The sequence below is a fragment of the Rhodococcus sp. IEGM 1318 genome (genome assembly GCF_033142465.1).
GTDB classification, from domain to species: Bacteria; Actinomycetota; Actinomycetes; order Mycobacteriales; family Mycobacteriaceae; genus Rhodococcus_F; species Rhodococcus_F qingshengii_B.
On record NZ_JAWLSC010000019.1, the window covers coordinates 1 to 17,933 of the forward strand.

Annotated in this window: 19 protein-coding genes; 13 read left to right on the top strand and 6 right to left on the bottom strand. The window is 60.5% G+C overall.

Annotation, left to right across the window (positions count from 1 at the left end; translation table 11 throughout):
• The first annotated feature begins 662 nt into the window (after nt 1-662).
• The 5 genes from R4P65_RS29815 to R4P65_RS29835 all read left to right on the top strand — a co-directional run bounded on the left by R4P65_RS29815 (nt 663) and on the right by R4P65_RS29835 (nt 3,983).
• The gene (locus R4P65_RS29815) at nt 663-1,493 is read left to right on the top strand and encodes a DUF3037 domain-containing protein (protein WP_317829177.1); all 831 of its coding nucleotides are present in this window, start codon (nt 663-665) and stop codon (nt 1,491-1,493) included.
• Nucleotides 1,494-1,880: 387 nt separating this feature from the next.
• Entirely contained in the window at nt 1,881-2,603 is a 723-nt protein-coding gene (locus R4P65_RS29820; protein WP_317829178.1) for a hypothetical protein, read from the top strand.
• Complete coding sequence (locus R4P65_RS29825; RefSeq protein ID WP_317829179.1) at nt 2,591-2,941, top strand: excalibur calcium-binding domain-containing protein; 351 nt, start codon at nt 2,591-2,593, stop codon at nt 2,939-2,941. Before R4P65_RS29820 ends, R4P65_RS29825 begins: the two co-directional genes overlap by 13 nt.
• A 642-nt stretch (nt 2,942-3,583) precedes the next feature.
• Nucleotides 3,584-3,760 (top strand): hypothetical protein, encoded by a 177-nt coding sequence (locus tag R4P65_RS29830; protein ID WP_317829180.1) that lies wholly within the window; start codon nt 3,584-3,586, stop codon nt 3,758-3,760.
• On the top strand, nt 3,747-3,983 hold the full coding sequence (locus tag R4P65_RS29835) for a hypothetical protein (RefSeq protein WP_317829181.1): 237 nt from the start codon (nt 3,747-3,749) through the stop codon (nt 3,981-3,983). Before R4P65_RS29830 ends, R4P65_RS29835 begins: the two co-directional genes overlap by 14 nt.
• Nucleotides 3,984-4,058: 75 nt before the next feature.
• Here R4P65_RS29835 and R4P65_RS29840 read toward each other — a convergent pair whose 3' ends face one another.
• Entirely contained in the window at nt 4,059-4,208 is a 150-nt protein-coding gene (locus R4P65_RS29840; protein WP_317829182.1) for a hypothetical protein, read from the bottom strand.
• A 61-nt stretch (nt 4,209-4,269) separates the two neighbouring features.
• Between R4P65_RS29840 and R4P65_RS29845 the strand changes: the two genes are divergently transcribed.
• Complete coding sequence (locus tag R4P65_RS29845; protein WP_317829183.1) at nt 4,270-5,001, top strand: DUF6226 family protein; 732 nt, start codon at nt 4,270-4,272, stop codon at nt 4,999-5,001.
• Nucleotides 5,002-5,027: 26 nt separating this feature from the next.
• Here R4P65_RS29845 and R4P65_RS29850 read toward each other — a convergent pair whose 3' ends face one another.
• A complete protein-coding gene (locus R4P65_RS29850) occupies nt 5,028-5,297 on the bottom strand; it encodes a putative quinol monooxygenase (protein ID WP_317829184.1) in 270 nt (89 codons plus the stop codon).
• Nucleotides 5,298-5,522: 225 nt separating this feature from the next.
• On the opposite strand from R4P65_RS29850, the gene R4P65_RS29855 reads away from it, so the two are divergent.
• Nucleotides 5,523-7,700 carry a glutamine synthetase III gene (locus tag R4P65_RS29855; protein WP_317829185.1) on the top strand — a complete coding sequence of 726 codons (2,178 nt, stop codon included), beginning with the start codon at nt 5,523-5,525 and terminating at the stop codon, nt 7,698-7,700.
• An 84-nt stretch (nt 7,701-7,784) separates the two neighbouring features.
• Here the strand turns inward: R4P65_RS29855 and R4P65_RS29860 are convergent, their stop codons facing one another.
• Entirely contained in the window at nt 7,785-9,119 is a 1,335-nt protein-coding gene (locus tag R4P65_RS29860; protein WP_007733338.1) for a DUF4185 domain-containing protein, read from the bottom strand.
• 270 nt (nt 9,120-9,389) lie between these two features.
• Here R4P65_RS29860 and gdhA point away from each other — a divergent pair, with 270 nt between their 5' ends.
• From gdhA to R4P65_RS29880, 4 genes are all read left to right on the top strand, one after another.
• On the top strand, nt 9,390-10,733 hold the full coding sequence (gene gdhA, locus R4P65_RS29865) for an NADP-specific glutamate dehydrogenase (RefSeq protein WP_317556274.1): 1,344 nt from the start codon (nt 9,390-9,392) through the stop codon (nt 10,731-10,733).
• A 494-nt stretch (nt 10,734-11,227) separates the two neighbouring features.
• On the top strand, nt 11,228-12,487 hold the full coding sequence (locus tag R4P65_RS29870; RefSeq protein WP_317829186.1) for a helix-turn-helix domain-containing protein: 1,260 nt from the start codon (nt 11,228-11,230) through the stop codon (nt 12,485-12,487).
• Nucleotides 12,488-12,849: 362 nt separating this feature from the next.
• Nucleotides 12,850-12,990, top strand: a complete 141-nt coding sequence (locus R4P65_RS29875; RefSeq protein WP_296555644.1) for a hypothetical protein — start codon at nt 12,850-12,852, stop codon at nt 12,988-12,990.
• A gap of 244 nt (nt 12,991-13,234) precedes the next feature.
• Nucleotides 13,235-13,402 carry a hypothetical protein gene (locus tag R4P65_RS29880; RefSeq protein ID WP_003945367.1) on the top strand — a complete coding sequence of 56 codons (168 nt, stop codon included), beginning with the start codon at nt 13,235-13,237 and terminating at the stop codon, nt 13,400-13,402.
• A gap of 132 nt (nt 13,403-13,534) precedes the next feature.
• Here R4P65_RS29880 and R4P65_RS29885 read toward each other — a convergent pair whose 3' ends face one another.
• The 3 genes from R4P65_RS29885 to R4P65_RS29895 are packed head-to-tail and all read right to left on the bottom strand — an operon-like array spanning nt 13,535 to nt 16,135.
• Entirely contained in the window at nt 13,535-13,780 is a 246-nt protein-coding gene (locus tag R4P65_RS29885; RefSeq protein ID WP_317829187.1) for a hypothetical protein, read from the bottom strand.
• 13 nt (nt 13,781-13,793) lie between these two features.
• Nucleotides 13,794-14,966 (bottom strand): acyl-CoA desaturase, encoded by a 1,173-nt coding sequence (locus tag R4P65_RS29890; RefSeq protein ID WP_317829188.1) that lies wholly within the window; start codon nt 14,964-14,966, stop codon nt 13,794-13,796.
• A gap of 35 nt (nt 14,967-15,001) precedes the next feature.
• A complete protein-coding gene (locus tag R4P65_RS29895) occupies nt 15,002-16,135 on the bottom strand; it encodes a ferredoxin reductase (protein WP_317829189.1) in 1,134 nt (377 codons plus the stop codon).
• 167 nt (nt 16,136-16,302) lie between these two features.
• Here R4P65_RS29895 and R4P65_RS29900 point away from each other — a divergent pair, with 167 nt between their 5' ends.
• Both R4P65_RS29900 and R4P65_RS29905 read left to right on the top strand, forming a co-directional pair.
• The gene (locus R4P65_RS29900) at nt 16,303-16,998 is read left to right on the top strand and encodes a TetR family transcriptional regulator (RefSeq protein WP_230814058.1); all 696 of its coding nucleotides are present in this window, start codon (nt 16,303-16,305) and stop codon (nt 16,996-16,998) included.
• Between the two features lie 35 nt (nt 16,999-17,033).
• Nucleotides 17,034-17,873, top strand: a complete 840-nt coding sequence (locus R4P65_RS29905; RefSeq protein ID WP_317829190.1) for an alpha/beta hydrolase — start codon at nt 17,034-17,036, stop codon at nt 17,871-17,873.
• Nucleotides 17,874-17,933 lie beyond the last annotated feature (60 nt).

Consider the following 17,933-nt stretch of genomic DNA (forward strand, 5'->3'; position numbering starts at 1 on the left):
CCTTCGCTGATCGTTGGCCGGGATCGGAAACTTACTGATGGAAACCGGCCGAAACACCGTTAGCGAGACAGACCCGACTGATAGACGCGCCAGTACGAGAGACTGCGCTGATCGAAATATCGTCCGATTGGGATGGATGGCCGATCGCTGACGGATTCTCGCTTCGTAAGTGTGTTGCACATGCCTCGCTTGAGCTGAGCGGCTCGGAGGAGTCGAGAGACCAGGCATACATGCGCAATGACGACAATGCGCGCCGATGGGCACGGTGGATCGCACTTTGGGACTGGTGCTTCGGGTCCGACGAGCAGTGGTTGTACGAGCACGAAGCGGACAAGAGCATGTGGAGCTTCGATCACAACATGTGGTTTCTGGACTCGGGGAACTGGGGTGCCGAGCACTGCAACGGGGGCACGACCGGAGAGTGGTTATGGAGGGGTGAGTGGAAAGGCATTGACTCGGATGAAATACTCCGAGTAGCCGATCTGATTAGCAAGATTGCGCGTTCACAGATCCAAGCCGCCTGCTACTCGATTCCCGCCGAGTGGGGCGTGCCACTGAATGATCTGGATGCCTTGACTGAGATGCTGCTTCAACGCAGAGTCGGAGTAGCTGACAGACTGCGTGTCAACGTAGGCCGAGCACGATGACGCAGAGGAGGGAACGTGCGATACCTGTACTGGACGTTGCGATACCTGCCTGATGCGGTTCGTGGTGAGTTCGTCAACATTGGCGTAATAGTTGGTCGCGATGGTCAAGACTGGGCGATCCGAACGATCGAAAACTTCGAACGAGCAAGTCGGATCGGTGGCGATCTGTCGGTCGCGAGGCGATGGGCACACTCCCTTCGCCAGGACATCGAAGCGAATTCGCATCGGGCGCACCTGGCCTATACCGGCGAGGACTTTGCTGCCACCGAGGGGTGGCTGGATCGAATGCGTGAGTTTCACAACAACTCCATCCAGGTGAGCGAAGCGATGCCCGTTGTGGCGCAAACAGCCAACGAGGGAGCGGACTTGCTCTACGCCCGTCTGGTCGTCGACCCCGCACGCGCAGTGCGAAGCACCTCTCACACGCGTGCGGTGGCACGACTAACGGAGGCGTATTCCGACATCTCGGATGAATACAACGTACTCAAGCGTGTGAAGGTCAATTCCGGAAGACAATCGATGGATTTCGATTTTGTTTTGACCAACAGACGAATCGAACACCTATCGCGCGTCTGGTCTTTCGATGTAAAGGACCCATCCACACAGGTCGAGAAGGTTCAAGCCTGGGGATTCCGGATCGAGCAACTTCGGGAAAGTGGTGGCGAACTGACTGCCGCCAATGAGAAGACGATCCATGTAGATCAGGATGTTCCAGTCCGAATTTTATATGTCCCACCGAATAATGCCGCTGGCCTGGAGTCGCTAGACATCGCAAGAGACGCGTGGAAAAGAATTGAAGCGAGAGCATTTCCAATCGAGCACGCCAGGCGACTTGTCGCGGCTTAACTGAATGCCGTCGCCGCTGGCTGAGAATAAGATTGCCCACCGTTTTTGGAGGGAGCGAGTCCCCAACGTCGAGAGGCTGGGGACGCGCTCCCTCACAGTGAATTGCGGGCGAAAGGACTCAGGTTCACACCGAGGTCACTGCGTTTTCCAGACGTAGTCGACGCGGTGTGGGTCGAGTCCGTCGCAACGGTCTTTGATCTCATCATCCATACCCTTGAACGCGACGCACCTCACGACGATTCCAGCGGATGCGACAGACCGGTCTGGTTTGATACCAACATGAAGACGACTCGTTCAGCGGCTCTCGCTGCATCTGCGATCTGCGCCCTACTCCTGACTGCATGCGGAGGCGGAGACGGGACGCCCACCGTTGACTCCGCTACATCTGTGACGACCGCAGCCGCGCCGGCTCTTGAAGTCGTATCGATGGGGACGCCGTTCACGGTCAAGGACAGGGCTGGCGCCACGCTCGGGACTGTGACGGTACTGGCCGCTGAGAAGAATCCCGAATGCACAACCCGCTACGGCACGCCGACCGAACCGGACGGCACCGCAGTGGCAGTGCAATTGCGGGTCGAAACCACGCCGACTCACGACGAGCAAACCTTCATGCGCACGACCGATAGAGACTTCTCCGAGGTGACATCATCCGGCGTCACGAAGGATGTCGGCATCGACAACGACACCTGCATCGCGGATCGCGACAAATTCATGCAGCCGTTCACTCCCTCATCAAAATATGAGGGATGGGTCCTGCTCGACGTTTCCGATCCGCAGAGCAAATTGATCTACCGTCCGCAGCATTCACTCGGCGGACCGAGTTATCAGGTGGCGGATCTGTCGACCATCGTCGAAGCGCAGCGAGTCACCTCCGAAGCCCCGGTCGAACCGGTGCGAACCGAAGTGCCGCCTGTGCCGACGACGGTTGCAGTCCCGAAGGTTGAGAGCACTCCGGAAGCCCCCGTTGGATTTACGGGGGCACCGAATGGCGCGCCCGCTCCGTTGACCGGCAAGGTGATCGACCATTGCATGACTGACCCGATGTACCAGACGGGGACGACCATGTTCACAGACGGAACAACGGGATGGACCCAGCAATGCGTGAGCTGACCGTGAAACGGGCGCTGGTGGCAATGCTGATCCCAGCCGCCCTCGTTCTCTCGTCGTGGTCAAGCGACAATGACGATCAAGACGGGTCGAAGCAAGCGTCGCTTGTCGATTCATCTAACTTCGCCAGTTGCGCGGAGGCCAGAGAAGTCGGCGCCGCCCCTCTTCTTAAGGGTGATCCGCGCTACCGCGCCGAATGGGATCGTGACGGCGATGGAGTTGCCTGCGAGACTGACGGCAGCGCGAAGGTGACGACAACCGCTGTGTCCGAAACGCAAGACTCCGGCATGTACGGAATTCTCGTTCCTGCCAGCGCCGAGAATCGTAAACAGAGTCAGTGACAATCAGGTGAGTTTCGAACTTCCTGGAATAGACCTCATTCGAGGGGCCAAGCTGGTCGGCTCAAGCTTGCCCATGCAATCGGCGGTAGGCGGGATGCAGCCGTGCGGCCTTGATGAATACGACGACATGCATGAGTGGACTTGGCGAGGCGAGACTTCCGCAGCAGGGACTGAAGTGCTCTCCGTTTCCGTGCTCAATGCCACGCCTACCTCTATCGTGATCAAGCATTCACCCGCCGACCCAAATGGCGGCTGCTGACTCCGCCGTAGACAAGATCCAATCGGCCTTGCCCTTTAAGGGTGGGGCCGATTCTTTTGCGCCACTTGACAATCGATTCATAATTACCCGTCCACAAAGGTTGCAATAGTCCGTTTGATACGGTAAATTAATTCTTGTCAGACCACAGGGGCCAGGCAAACAATTACAGAGTGGAGATGATGTGGACTGGTTTGATCGGTCAATCACCATCGTGGCGCTTCTCGTAGGGCTGTACAGCCTCTACTTGCAACGCAAGACCCCGCCGGGGAAGCACCGGAGGAAGGGGAAGGATGGGTAGTTGATCGGAGCCGGGGGTGCTAGAGACACCCCCGGTTCCACCGGTCAGTATCCCATCATCGACGCAAACGAGAAAGGATGAACTCATGACCAGAGCAGAAGGCCTCGGCATTCTCGCCGTCGTTCTCATGGCGATCGCGCTTGCGATTGGCATCGTGAACGGACGCAGCGGCGTCGAGCTCGGAATCTACGTCGCGCTGCTGGTGCTGTTCGTCGGCCTCAATGGTCGACTGGCGTGGAAGCGGCGACATGGCACAGCGTAAGACTGCCCGCTTCCTATCCAAGCGCCAGTTCGCCGAGCGGATCGGCGCCAAGGATCCGACACTGAGTGGGTACAACCTTCCGGAGCCGGATGTAACGATCGGTCCAGTAAACGACGACGGTTCACTGCCCCGCGGAACCTTCGTCGGATGGACAGAGAAGACGATCGACGAATGGCAGGCGGACCGGCCGGGGCATGGCGGTCGGCCGGCGCACAAGGGTTGACCGGTTCGAAGTAGCCCTACCTGCGTTTCTTGGCAGGTAGGGCTACTTCGAACTGGTCACGCGACTCTTGTCGGGTTACTGCTGGTCATCGAACAGGGTGGACTGTTCGGGTGTAACTGCATCGAGGGCTGGCAGAAGGGTGGTCTTGCCGACGCTTCCCAGATAGTTGAAGCAGTACGTACCGGGCGACCCTGCAAACCGGCCAGTCTGGTATGTATTGCTCACGCGATCCGCTCTCTCGAAAGGATGTCTGGATGGGAGCAGTGTTGCCAGTAGCGTTGCCGTCATGATTACGGACCCGACGAGGCCTTGGTGGGAGACTTACAACTACAACGACCTCTCTGCCCGCGAAAATGGCTGGAGCGAAGACGATTCCACGCTCTCTCGAGAACTGTGCGACCTACTCGATGACGTCGCTGCCGCGTTCGCCATCACGGGTGCGCAGACACCAGAGTGGCTGAGCCCGTACAGCGGCGATACTCAACCCGGCAAGGACTCGTACGAGCGTTGTACCGATCCGGAGAAGTTCCTGATCGTGGTAGCACGAGCTCGAGCGTGGACAAAGGTCCTCGTCGATCGCGGCTGGGCACGGGAAGCACCGCCCGTGCGGTGGGCGCTCCGCCCCTTGGAATCCGGCGGGGTCGACACCGTTTTGGCGCCTTCAAGTGACGGTGCGGTTCCGCTCGTGCTGACGACGCACACTCCGGTCGACAGCGCCCATCCATTCAATGTCACGATCGCCGCAGGCAACCCAGCTGTGGCGCTGGCATCAAGTCCCGACTGTGCCTGCGACGGATGCGACAGGGGGTCCGCTGTACTGCTCGAAGAATTCGACACGTGGGTGCTATCGGTGGTCGACGGCTCTCTCGCTGTCGACGTCACAGCCGCCTGCTATTCGATTCAAACTTCCTTTCACGGCGGAAGGCACGGGGTCCAGTACCTCGACGAACCCACGGCTTTCACTGCGGCACCGTGGCCCCCGAATTGGACGGCACGCTCGCTCGGGTCTACAAGATGAGCAGGCACTGAGCCCTGATCCCGCTGCTACACAACCTTCGTGAAGATCTGGGCCGGCGCTGCCGTCTCGAGCTCGTCCAGCGCCGCGACCAACCTGACGAAGTGCTCGGTATGGGTGTGTGCGTCGAGGTGCTCCTGCGATTCCCACTCCTCGGCCAATACGAGCTCGCAGGGATTGTCGGTGCGCTGCAATAACTCGTAATTGATGCAGCCGTCCTCTTTTCGGGTCTCGGTGACAAGTTCGTCGTACAACCGAAGCACTTCCGCGAGATCGCCCCGCTCCACTCTGGTTGGCACCAAGACCCTGATCAAGAAGACCCTCCGATTCGACTGTCCAGCATTGACCCCTCTGCTCGAAGTCTCCCGTAGACCTCCGACAGATCGACATTTCCGTTGTGACTCGAAGTTTGCGGACAGGCGCAATATCTACGAAACACCCCCGATACCGGAGGTTCGTAGGGTTTGCCGAAGTCGGGCTCGCAATCAGCAGCGCAGCCCTGGGCCCGGGCGAGGGGTAAGCACATGAGTGGAAATGCAGTTCGCTTGCAAGCGATCAAGGACGTCGAGGCCTACACACCTCCAGTGGTCAGTTTCACAACCGACGAGACACCCGGCGAGGTGTTCGGTGCCAACGTCTTCAACAAGGTGGTCATGCAGAAGCGACTGCCCAAGCTCGTCTACAAGTCGGTGATGGCGACGATCGAGCAAGGCAAACCGCTTGATCCCATGGTCGCCGACGCAGTCGCGTCCGCGATGAAGGACTGGGCGTTGGAGAAAGGCGCAACCCACTACGCCCACGTCTTCTATCCGCTGACCGGGTTGACGGCCGAGAAGCACGACAGCTTCCTCGAACCGGTCGGTGACGGCAGTGCGTTGGCGGAGTTCGCCGGCAAGACCTTGATCCAAGGTGAACCCGACGCTTCGAGTTTCCCGAACGGCGGGCTGCGCAACACGTTCGAGGCTCGCGGCTACACCGGCTGGGATGTCACGAGCCCGGCCTACGTTCTCGAAAACCCCAACGGCAACACACTGTGTATCCCGACCGTGTTCGTTTCGATGACCGGCGAAGCGCTCGACCACAAGACCCCCTTGCTGCGCTCACAGCAGGCCATGGGTTACCACGCCGAGCGAATCCTGAAGTTGTTCGGCCACACCGACCCCGAGCACATCGTGTCGTTCTGCGGTCCCGAGCAGGAGTACTTCCTGATCGATCGCCACTTCTTCCTCGCCCGCCCCGACCTCCTCAACGCCGGCCGAACCCTCTTCGGTGCAAAGCCGCCCAAGGGCCAGGAGTTCGACGACCACTACTTCGGGGCGATCCCGGAACGTGTGCTCGGGTTCATGATGGACACCGAGCGTGAACTGTTCAAACTCGGTATCCCCGCCAAGACGCGGCACAACGAGGTTGCGCCCGGCCAGTTCGAGATCGCCCCGATGTTCGAGCGAGGCAACATCGCCGCCGACCACCAGCAGTTGCTGATGACAACCTTCAAGACCATCGCCAAGAAGCACGGCATGGAATGTCTCTTCCACGAGAAACCGTTCGAAGGCGTCAACGGCTCCGGCAAGCACGTCAACTTCTCTCTGGGCAACTCCGAACTCGGCAGTTTGCTTGTCCCGGGAGACAATCCGCATGACAATGCCCAGTTCCTCGTATTCTGCGCCGCAGTCATCCGGGCCGTCCACAAATACGCGGGCCTCCTGCGCGCGTCCGTCGCATCAGCCACCAACGATCACCGCCTCGGCGCCAACGAGGCTCCCCCGGCCATCATTTCGATCTTCCTCGGCGATCAACTGGCCGACGTCTTCGAGCAGATCGCCAAGGGTGCGGCGACGTCGTCGAAGGACAAGGGCACCATGATGATCGGCGCCGACACCCTTCCTGTCCTGCCGACCGATCCGGGCGACCGCAACCGCACCAGCCCATTTGCCTTCACCGGCAATCGTTTCGAGTTCCGCGCGCCGGGATCGCTGCAAACAGTCAACGGTCCGATGGTCACCATCAACACGATCATGGCCGAGGCTCTCGACTACATGGCCACCGAACTGGAGGAGGCCGTCGCCGACGGCGCCGATTTCGACACCGCCGTCCAGAATCTGCTCACCGAAATCATCACCAACCACGGTGCGGTTGTTTTCAACGGCGACGGTTACTCGGAAAACTGGCAGATCGAGGCCGAGTCTCGCGGCCTGCCGAACCTTCGGACAACGCTGGACGCCCTGCCTGAACTTATCACCGAGTCCTCGATGGAACTCTTCGAGAAGTACAAGGTGTTCAACCACCGAGAGATGCACAGTCGCTACGAGGTCGGACTCGAACAGTACGCACTGAGCATCGGCGTCGAGGCACGCCTGGCCGCCGAAATCGGTACGACGCTTATCCTTCCGGCAGCAGTGCGTCACCAGACGGAGGTTGCCCAAAACTTCGTCGCCCTGAAGTCCGCCGGTCTCGAACCGGATTCTGCTCCACTCGAAGAAGTGTCGGCGCCCGTTGCGGCCCTGCGAACTGCGCTCGCCACCCTGCGCGCCGCCATCGACGCCGACGCCGGCGAGTCACCATTCGATCAGGCCAAGCACGCACAGGACGCACTCCTGCCCGCGATGGCCGAGGTGCGCGCCGCAGCCGACTACCTTGAAACCATCGTCGCCGACGATCACTGGCCACTCCCGACGTATCAGGAAATGCTCTTCATTCTCTGAGCATCACCCGAATATCAACGCCCACAGAACAGTGGCCTGCAACTCGATCGAGTTGCAGGCCACTGTTGTTGAGCGTTGTTCGGGCTAGCGGTCTTCCGGCATCGTGACTTCGAGGACGCGAGCCTCACCGGTGGTCGCGGGGTCCGGACGATCGCGGGAATCCGACGACGCCATCTGGAGTCCGTTCAAATCGGTCCGCATGTAGATGACGTTGTAACGGTCCCACGTGGTGGCGACGAATTCGAGGAACTGTCCGCTCGCCCAGGGGTGCATGAATCCGCCGTACAACGCGGGCAACGTGATTCCGCTCAACAGAGTTTGCGTGCCACTCCACGGGCCTTGCGGTTGGTCGGCCTGACGGATCACGAGGTTGCCCTCGGCACTGGTGTACATGGCAACGTACTTGTTCAGGTAGTCGTTCCACTGCACGGCAAGTTCACTGACCGGCGCTTTGATGACCTGTACCGCATCGGTATCTCGCGGACTCCAACCGGAGCCGTCCCAGTACTCGTAGGCACCAAGGTTTCTGATGTCGGCTCCGGCCACTCGCGCCAGGATCGCCTTACCGAAACGACCTGAGGGAGTTCCGTATTCGTAAATATAGCCGTCCCGACCGTCGAGGAAGGCACTCTGCTGGAAGTTGGAATTGATCGGTGATACCGCCGGAATCCCCGGGATACCGAGTCCTTCTGTATTCGCGCGAACCGTCGCCGGATCGAGCTCCCAGTTCTCACCGTTGTCCGTCGAGAAAGCCAGAGCCGAATAGTTGGTGGTCCAGGCTCCGGGTTCGTCCCACGACCGAACGGACATGAATCTGATGTACTGCACACCACCGTAAGAGATTCCAGCGGTCGGGATGGTGGTGAACTCGCCCGGAATGCCGAATCCCGGAATGATCTCCTTGGAATGATTGGGGCCGTCCAAAGGAGAACTGTCGATCTTCATGCCATCGGCGATGGCGGTGTCGTTGCTGCGAAACAACACGTTGCTGCGCCAGTCGTCGCCCGGGGTGTCGCAGTCGCCAACCGTATCGCCGAATGCCATCAGTACGTCGTGATCCGGCCCCGAAAGACCGTTGTCCCACATGATTCCGAGGTCGGTTCCCGACACGTTGAACCGCTCGATAGTGTTGTTGGGACTGCCTGGACCAGTGACCATTTCGATCGCTTTGGTCCGGCCGGTCAGCACCGGCAGAGCGCCGTTGGGCGCGCCGGTGATCCAAGGCAACGCGTTGGCGAGGGAGCCGGTACCGGCGGAACCACTGCCGAGTGATCCGGTCAGCGAACCGAGCGAACCCGTCATCGATCCGGCGGAGCCACTTCCTCCCGAACCACACGGTCCACCGATCGCCGACGCAGACGGTGCTGCGGCAATCGTCGCGGCAATCGTGACGACGCCTATCGACAACATCGCCGACATGGAGTGTTTTTTACGCACGTGCAGCCCCTCTGATCATTTCGACTCGCGTTCGGACCACAGGCACAGTGATCCCCGACCGCAGAAGCAAACCATTTGGACTGTGTTAAGAGAGTGAAAGCTGAGCAAATTGTTATAAATCGCCCGTTCAACTGACACAAGTGACAGCTGTGTTCGATTTCACCTTCACAGGACAGTTGTCCGGTACAGCAATAAAGGCGCCTAGTATGTAACGGAAATGTAAAAGAGTTCTCACAATGAGGTAGGTGAGCGGTGTCCGTACGTGACCGCGTAGCGCAGATTTACGATCAGGTTTTGGTTCGCAATGCAGGAGAGCCCGAGTTCCATCAGGCCGCCGCAGAGGTCTTCGAGTCTCTTCACGTAGTGCTCGAACGCCACCCCCGCTACGCCGACGCCGGACTCATCGAGCGGCTCTGCGAGCCGGAACGCCAGATCATCTTCCGCGTGCCGTGGACCGACGACCAGGGCAACGTTCACGTCAACCGCGGCTTCCGCGTGCAGTACAACAGTGCACTCGGCCCCTACAAGGGCGGCCTGCGCTTCCATCCCAGCGTCAACCTGGGCATCGTGAAGTTCCTCGGCTTCGAGCAGATCTTCAAGAACTCACTCACCGGCCTGCCTATCGGCGGCGGCAAGGGTGGCTCGGACTTCGATCCCAAGGGGTGCTCGGACGCAGAGGTCATGCGCTTCTGTCAGTCCTTCATGACCGAACTGCAGCGGCACATCGGTGAATACACAGACGTACCGGCCGGCGACATCGGAGTCGGCGGCCGCGAGATCGGCTACCTGTTCGGCCAGTACAAGCGGCTGACCAACACGTACGAGTCGGGCGTCCTCACCGGCAAGGGCATCACCTGGGGCGGATCGCAGGTTCGCACAGAGGCCACCGGCTACGGCGTCGCGTACTTCGTCGCCGAAATGCTCAAGGCGAAGGGCGAAGGCCTCGAAGGCAAGAACGTCGTGATCTCCGGATCCGGCAATGTCGCCATCTACGCCATCCAGAAGATCCACCAGCTCGGCGGCGTCGCGATCGCCTGCTCGGATTCCTCGGGATACATCGTGGACAAGAAGGGCATCGATCTCGACCTCCTCAAGGAGATCAAGGAAGTTCGCCGCGGCCGCATCAGCGAGTACGCAGACGCAGTTCCGCATGCCGAGTTCATCGCCGACGGTTCCATCTGGGACGTGCCCTGCGACGTCGCACTCCCCTGCGCGACTCAGAACGAACTCGACGAAGATGCCGCAAAGACTTTGATCGCCAACGGCGTTCAGGCCGTTGCCGAAGGCGCGAACATGCCCACCACCCCCGGCGGCATCCAGCTCTTCCGTGACGCGAACGTGGCCTTCGCCCCCGGCAAGGCAGCCAACGCCGGTGGCGTTGCAACCTCTGCTCTCGAAATGCAGCAGAACGCTTCGCGTGATTCCTGGAGCTTCGAGTACACCGACGAGCGCCTTGCCGGAATCATGCGCGGAATCCACAAGCGCACCATCAACACCGCTGCCGAGTACGGCAAGCCGGGCGACTACGTTCACGGCGCCAATATCGCAGGCTTCGTGAAGGTCGCCGACGCCATGATTTCGCTGGGCGTCATCTAGAGGTTTTCGCAACACAGACGGCAGCACAGAAAAGGGTGCCTCCACCCTGAACCGGTCCCCGTACGTCGGACTGGTCGAATCAACACCTAGGCCTCGAGGGCCCTGGGTCCCGCGACAGCGTCGGACCCAGGGCCCTCGAGCATGATCTGAGCAAATCGCCCGCGACGCACCCCGTAGGCGACGGCGATGATCCCAGACGGAACTCGTGGTGTCCTCCGAATCCGTTTTCCGCTCTGACGTCGAAAAACACCGTAAGTGGACGATTGTTTAGGTCCGCAGCGCGTGGGGCATATGGACTTATCTTCACATTTGTCCATTTCACAGTTGGACGATCGTTCATGTGGTAGAAATCACAACGCCTGGCGCAATTCGATCCGCAAATTTCAGCGGCGAGTATGCCCCCGAACAAGGTCTCAGCGTGTACCCCGCTTCGTAACGCGCCGAGCCTCCGGGTGCCTGTGCCAGGCGACGCACCTGTCTAGAGGAGGCCACCCATGTCCCCAGCGCTGCTGAACAACCCGGGACCGCTCATGTTGGGAGGCAAGCCCGCCTCCACAGCGGTCAATGACGTCATCCCACTGGCAAGTGATCTCGTAGATCACTTGTCCCGCGCCAACCCGACGCTGGCTTCCCTCCAAACGGAGGCAGTACGTCGGGAGCTGATCGCGGTAATCGTGCAGGGGCTTCAAGTAGGGATCCAGCTATTGGATCACCGCAAACTCCCCACCGACCAAGACCTGGACGGCATTCACACCATGACCGTCCAACAAGCACTGAAAGGCGTGCCACTCAGCGCAATTCTCAGCTTGACGAACGAGGGCATCAGCACTTTCCGCACCCTCATCCTCAGTCGGGCCGACGCCGGGGACTCCGCCAATCTCGGAGATCTCAACGAGTTCTTGTTTGCACTGGCGCAGCGGCTTCACTCATTCATCTCGATCAGCTATCTCGCGGCTCTTCCAGCCGGTTCCCAGCTCGGCGAATACTCCGCCGGCGCCCTCGTGAAAGCCATGCTGGACGGGGACGACCCCACCCAACTCGCACTACAGATGGGCATCGAGCTCGCACCCCGCTATCTCGTTCTGCGGCTGATGGTCAACCTTCCGCCTGCTCGAACTGGAGCCCGAAACGGCACGCACCAGCGCATACAGGCCTATCGCGATCTCACGGTCGTTCAGGCGAAGATCGCGGCGCACTTCGGCTCGACACTGCTCGAAGCGCCTGCACCGCAGCGCGGTCTGGTCCTGATCGAGGGCACACCCGACTGGAAATCAGTGTGCGAGATCATCCAAAGTGCGCGTGCGACGGTCGGGGTGGAGATCACGGCCATCGGCGAGAGTGCCGCCGTCGGAGACATTGCCGCCGCCCAGGCAACAACACATGAATTGGCGCAACTCGTGCGGCGCCTGAGACTGCCGGCGCGGTCATACCGGATGGAGGACCTCGCGCTCGAGTACCAACTGACGCGGAGCGGCGCAGGCCGCGACAGCTTGATCAACCTACTCAAGCCACTCCACGGCAATCCGGAACTGCTGCAGACGCTGTCCATACATCTCGCAAACGGCCAGCACCGCCAGCGCACCGCGTCGGCACTGGGCCTGCACACGAACACCGTCGACAACCGGATCAAGCGCATCGCCGCCCTGACCGGATTGGATCCAGCCCTACCCTCTGAGCTGCTCAAACTGCGCGCTGCGATGATCTCGCTTTCTTTCGCCAGCACTGATGTGGACAACCGTCCAGCGAAAGTGTGAACACTCACACCCTCGCTATTAGCTCTCCACGAATGGTGGCCTCGACCCCACTTTTCCGCACCGAGCCGGGCTATAAAAGTGTGGTGCGAATCACCGCGCAAACCAGTAACAATTAAGGGGAACCACATGATCAACGGCCAGGACAACGCTCTCCTCGGTGCCTTCTTCGACACCATCCTGCAGCTCTTCAACGCGGGCAGCACCGGCACGGGCTCGACGGATGGCGGCGGCGTCTCCTAGGACGAATCGCGGGCCCTGGGCGAGATTCTCTCGCACGGGGCCCGCTCCAAGCCGCCTGACACTGTGAGGGCGGTGACCACGGTGACCACCATGTCGCCACCGCTGAAACCAGGAGCCAGCACATGATCGCCGCACCAACCACAGGCGCTTTGGCCGTTGTCTTGAACACCGTCCTTCAGATGTTCAACGCGGGCAGCAGCTTCCTCTACACCGACAACTCTCCGATCGGCGGCGGCGAAACTCCCACGACGCCTGCTCCCTGATCGACTTACCCGCTCGCACCACAAACGTCGCGGCGCAGACAGGAATCACCGTGATAAACCCGCACACCCAGGGCAGCCTGGTTATCGACTTCGGCTCACTCTCCAGGGCACTCGGCTTCGGCAACGGCTCGATCGTGTCGCTCGGCAGCACCGGAAGTGCCTGAAACAGCCGTCCTGACTACGTCGACGATCCCGTCGCCGCTCACATTCTCACCACATCTCGAAACAGAAAGCAGGTCTCCCTGTGCCTACAATCCCGCTCACCGGCGACCCCATCGTCATCAACATCATCGTCCAGCTACTGAGCGCGGGCAGCAGCAACGCGCTCGCTTTGGGCGGGGTCGGCAGCAGCGGTCTCGGTAGCACCGGGCTCGGCAGCTTCGACTCGGCAAGTCTCGGGAGCGCTGCTTAGCATCTCCCACTGATCAGTCGCTAATTCACCGCCATTGATCGGTATGCGGTCCATGAAACCGACGTTGCCCTCCGCCACAAAGGACGGAGGGCAACGTCGTCGGTCATGCCGAACGGGTACGGCGCAGTCGCATCAACGCCAGTCTTCAGGCGGATCAGTGTCGTCGTGTTCGATAGTCACAGCTTCCGAACGATCGTCAGCCGCAGCCTTTTTCGCCGCTTCACGCATCTCGATACCGTCGGACACCCAGTCACCGATCTCGCGCGTCACGTCTCGAACTGCCCCGGCGATGATCATCGCGATGGAGCCCACGTGGTTGGCTGCACTTTCGGTCAGTTCCTGGACCGTGTCCTTGCGGCGTTCGAATTTCCCGACCATCAGTGTGTGCCTCTCAGGCTGCTGTTCGCTGGCGCTCGACGATAACACCGGGAGGGGTCTTCGACTTGACCAAACCGGGCGGAAGAGCGAGCTTGAAGATCTTGCCCCACACCGAACCGATCTGCTTGAAGAACCCACCGGTGTTGTACGGCAAACCGTACTTCCCACACAATTCTTTCACCTGGGGAGCGAGTTCCGGATAACGATGCGCAGGCAGGTCCGGGAACAGGTGGTGCTCGATCTGGTGCGAGAGGTTGCCGGACATGATGTGGAAGAGCGGGCTTCCCTCGATGTTGGCACTGCCGAGCATCTGCCGCACATACCACTGACCGCGAGTCTCGTCCGCCGTCTCGTCCTCGGTGAAGCTCTGGACGCCGGTGGGGAAATGGCCACAGAAGATGATCGAGTAGGTCCACACGTTCCGGACCAGATTGGCGGTGACGTTCCCCGCGAGAGTGGTCACGAACAGCGGCCCCGTGAGAACCGGGAAGATGACGTAGTCCTTGAGGACCTGCTTGCCGGCCTTGTTCCACCAACCCTTGAGTAGCGGCTTGACGTCGTGCCACTTGCGTTTACCTTGGATGACGTTCTCGATCTCGAGGTCGTGCATCATCACCCCCCACTCGAACAGCATCATCAACGCAAAAGCCCAGACCGGATTACCGAGGTAATAGGGGTTCCACTTCTGCGCGTCGTCGATACGCAGGATGCCGTATCCGATGTCGCGGTCTTTGCCGAGAATGTTGGTGTACGTGTGGTGCATGTAGTTGTGCGAGTGGCGCCACTGGTCGGCCGGGCACACCGTATCCCATTCGAAGACTTCGGAATTGAGCCCGGGCTCACGCATCCAGTCGTATTGACCGTGCATGACGTTGTGGCCGATCTCCATGTTGTCGAGGATCTTGGACACGCTCAATGCACCGACCGCCGCGAGCCACACCGGAGGTAGGAAGCCGAGGTACATCAAGCCGCGACCCGCGACCTCGAAACCACGCTGCGCCTTGATGATTTTGTAGATGTACTCTCGATCCTCAGCACCGAGTGAGGCGACGGTGCGATCACGCAGTGCGTCCAACTCGCGGCCGATCTCCTCGACCTGCTCGTACGTCAGGACAACAGGAGCGTCGTTCTTCGCATCGGAACCGTTGCCGAGGAAAGGGAGCGTGGGAAGTGAAAGTCCAAACATGTCGGTCTCCAGACAGTCGTGAGGGAAATGGGACTTCAGATGTCGACGGTGACGTCGCCGACGGGAGCGCTGACGCACAGTTGGATCTTCTTGTCCGGCTCGTCGTCGGTCTCACCGGTGCGCACGTTGCGGGTACGACCCGCCTTCTTGACGGAGGTGCAGGAGAAGCAGATTCCCATCCGGCATCCGTATTCGGGATTAAGGCCCGCAGCTTCCGCTTGTTCGAGCAGTGTTTCGCCGGAGTTCTCGGACGCCACTCCACTTTTGGTGAATGACACCTCGCCGCCGGCCTCACCTGGCTCGGCCACCGCGGGTGCGAATTCCTCGGTATTGAGCAAGTGCTCGACGTCGACCTCACGGAAAACCTCGCGCACTCCTCGCATCAGTCCGGGAGGCCCACAGAGATAAGCCTGGGCATCGACCGTTTCCGGATCAGCGATCCACGGGGCCACCGCGTCGAGGTGACCACGGTCGAAGAAACCTTCGAGATCACCTCCACCGCTTTCGGTGTACACGAGTACCAGTTTCACGTTCGAGTTCTGTTCGGCGATGGTTTTCAGGGCGCGCGTGTACGCCACGTCGGCATCGGTGTTCGCGTAGTGCACGAACACGATCTCGCCCGAATGCTCCTCGTCCACGAGCGTCCGCAGCATCGACATCACCGGGGTGATTCCACTGCCACCACTGATCAACAACACTCGACGCGGGCGGTCGACCGGGAGGGAGAACACCCCGTCTGCCTGCGAAAGACTGACTACAAGTCCCGGCACAGCGTTGGCGTACAGATACTGCGACACCAATCCACCCGGATGAGCCTTCACGGTCAACTCGATCAGCCCGTTTCGCGTAGTCGCGCCCCCGGCCGGCGAGTAGCAGCGAGTGTGACGAACACCGTCGATCACCACGCCCAACTGCACGAACTGGCCCGCCTGAAAACCCCGCCACTGGCGAGTCGGACGCAGCGTCAGAGTGACGGAGTCAGCGGTCGGATGGTCGACGGCGACAACCTGCGCGCGGATGTCACGAACGGTCGCCATCGGGTTGACCAACTCGAGGTACCGGTCGATCTGATGTGGAGCAGCCATGGCTTCGATCAGTCCCACCAAGGACAGTCCGCGCCGAGCTGTGGGCTTCGGTGTCGTGTTCTCAGGAGCAGATGCGATTGTCATGACCCTCCTCGTGTTTCGATTGCCGGGTAAATCGTTTGCCGGGCTGGCTTCCCCGACTGCGTGAATTCAGTGTACAAATGTTCACCGAAGATAGTGTGACAGGTGCACACAAGTACATGTCAACAAGAATGTGACCCGGGTTACATGAGTTGCCGAAAGGAGCCGGGATGCCTGTACCTACACTCGACGTCGTGACGAAGGCCGGACCGGTGAACCCAGAGAACAGGGAACCCGACAACAAGGAACCGGAAAGCCGTGCCGCCAAAAAGGAGCGCACGCGCCAATCCCTCTTGGACACGGCGATGGATCTCTCGGCCGACCGAGGCTTCGCCGGAATCAGCTTGCGAGAGGTCGCCAGGGAAGCCGGAATCGTTCCGACCGCGTTCTATCGCCACTTCGCTTCCCTGGAAGATCTCGGCGTTGTCCTCGTCGAGGAAAGCATGCGCATGTTGCGTCAGATGCTGCGCGACGCCAGGCGCAACCCCAGCACCAAGGACGCCACTACGTCACTGGGCATCCTTGTGCGACAGGTACATACGCACGAACGACAGTTTCGGTTCCTCTGCCGTGAACGCTACAGCGGCGTCAGCGAGGTGCGACGCGCGATAGCCACCGAAATGCGGTTGTTCGTCAGCGAATTGACCCTCGATCTGTCCAGAACTACCGGACTCGAAAGCTGGTCGTCTCACGATCTGGAAATGGCCGCCGATCTGATCGTCTCGACGATGTTCGGTGCCGTCGTCGAACTCTTGGACGCCGGAACTGCCGGACATCGCGACGAAGCCGCCGTCATCACACGAGCAAAGAAGCAGCTGCGAATCATCATGCTCGGAATGGCCAACTGGAATCCACCTCGAAACTGACCTCGGGTTCACCTTTTCGACGTACGGTGAGAGTCATGTCTTCCACGAGTACATTCGAAATCCCCGTCGGCGACCTCACCTTCGACGTACTGATCTCAGGCCCGGACGACGGTATTCCACTGGTCGCGCTGCACGGATTCCCGGAGAGCGCCGCATCCTGGGGAAAGGTCACGCCCCTACTGACCGCTGCGGGATACCGCGTGATCGCACCGAATCAGCGCGGATACTCCGCCGGCGCACGCCCGGAAGGTGTGGATGCCTACCGCATTGAGCACCTGGTAGCCGACGTCGTCGGATTGCTCGACGCACTCGGTCTGCCAGACGCACATCTTGTCGGCCACGATTGGGGTTCGGCGGTCGCCTGGCAGGTCGCCGGCCGCCATCCGAACCGGATCCGCAGCCTGACCGCGATCTCGGTCCCCCACCCCACAGCTTTCGGCTGGGCACTACGCGAGGACGAGGACCAGAAGCAACGCTCGTCGTACATCGGCCTTCTCCGACAGGAGGGAAAGGCCGAGGAAGTGTTGTCGGAGGACAACTTCCGCCGGCTGCGCGCCATGTTCGACGGCCAGGTCGATCCTGAATTCGCCGACGAGCACATTCGTGTCCTGAGCGGCGAGGGCGCACTGACCGGCGCCTTGAACTGGTACCGCGCGATGACGCGCGATTTCGGCGACATCGATCGCACCACGGTGCCGACCACGTACGTCTGGAGCACCGGCGATTCGGCGCTCGGCCGGGCAGGCGCAGAGCGCTGCGGTGAATTCGTGGACGCGCCCTACGAGTTCGTCGTGCTCGAAGGCGGAAGCCACTGGGTCCCGGAAGAGCGAGCCGAAGAGTTGGCCGAGGCCATCCTCGCACGTGCGGGATCCTGACCGTCGCGAAGAATTCGGCTCTATGTATGTTGTCATACATAGAGCCGAATTGATTCCACC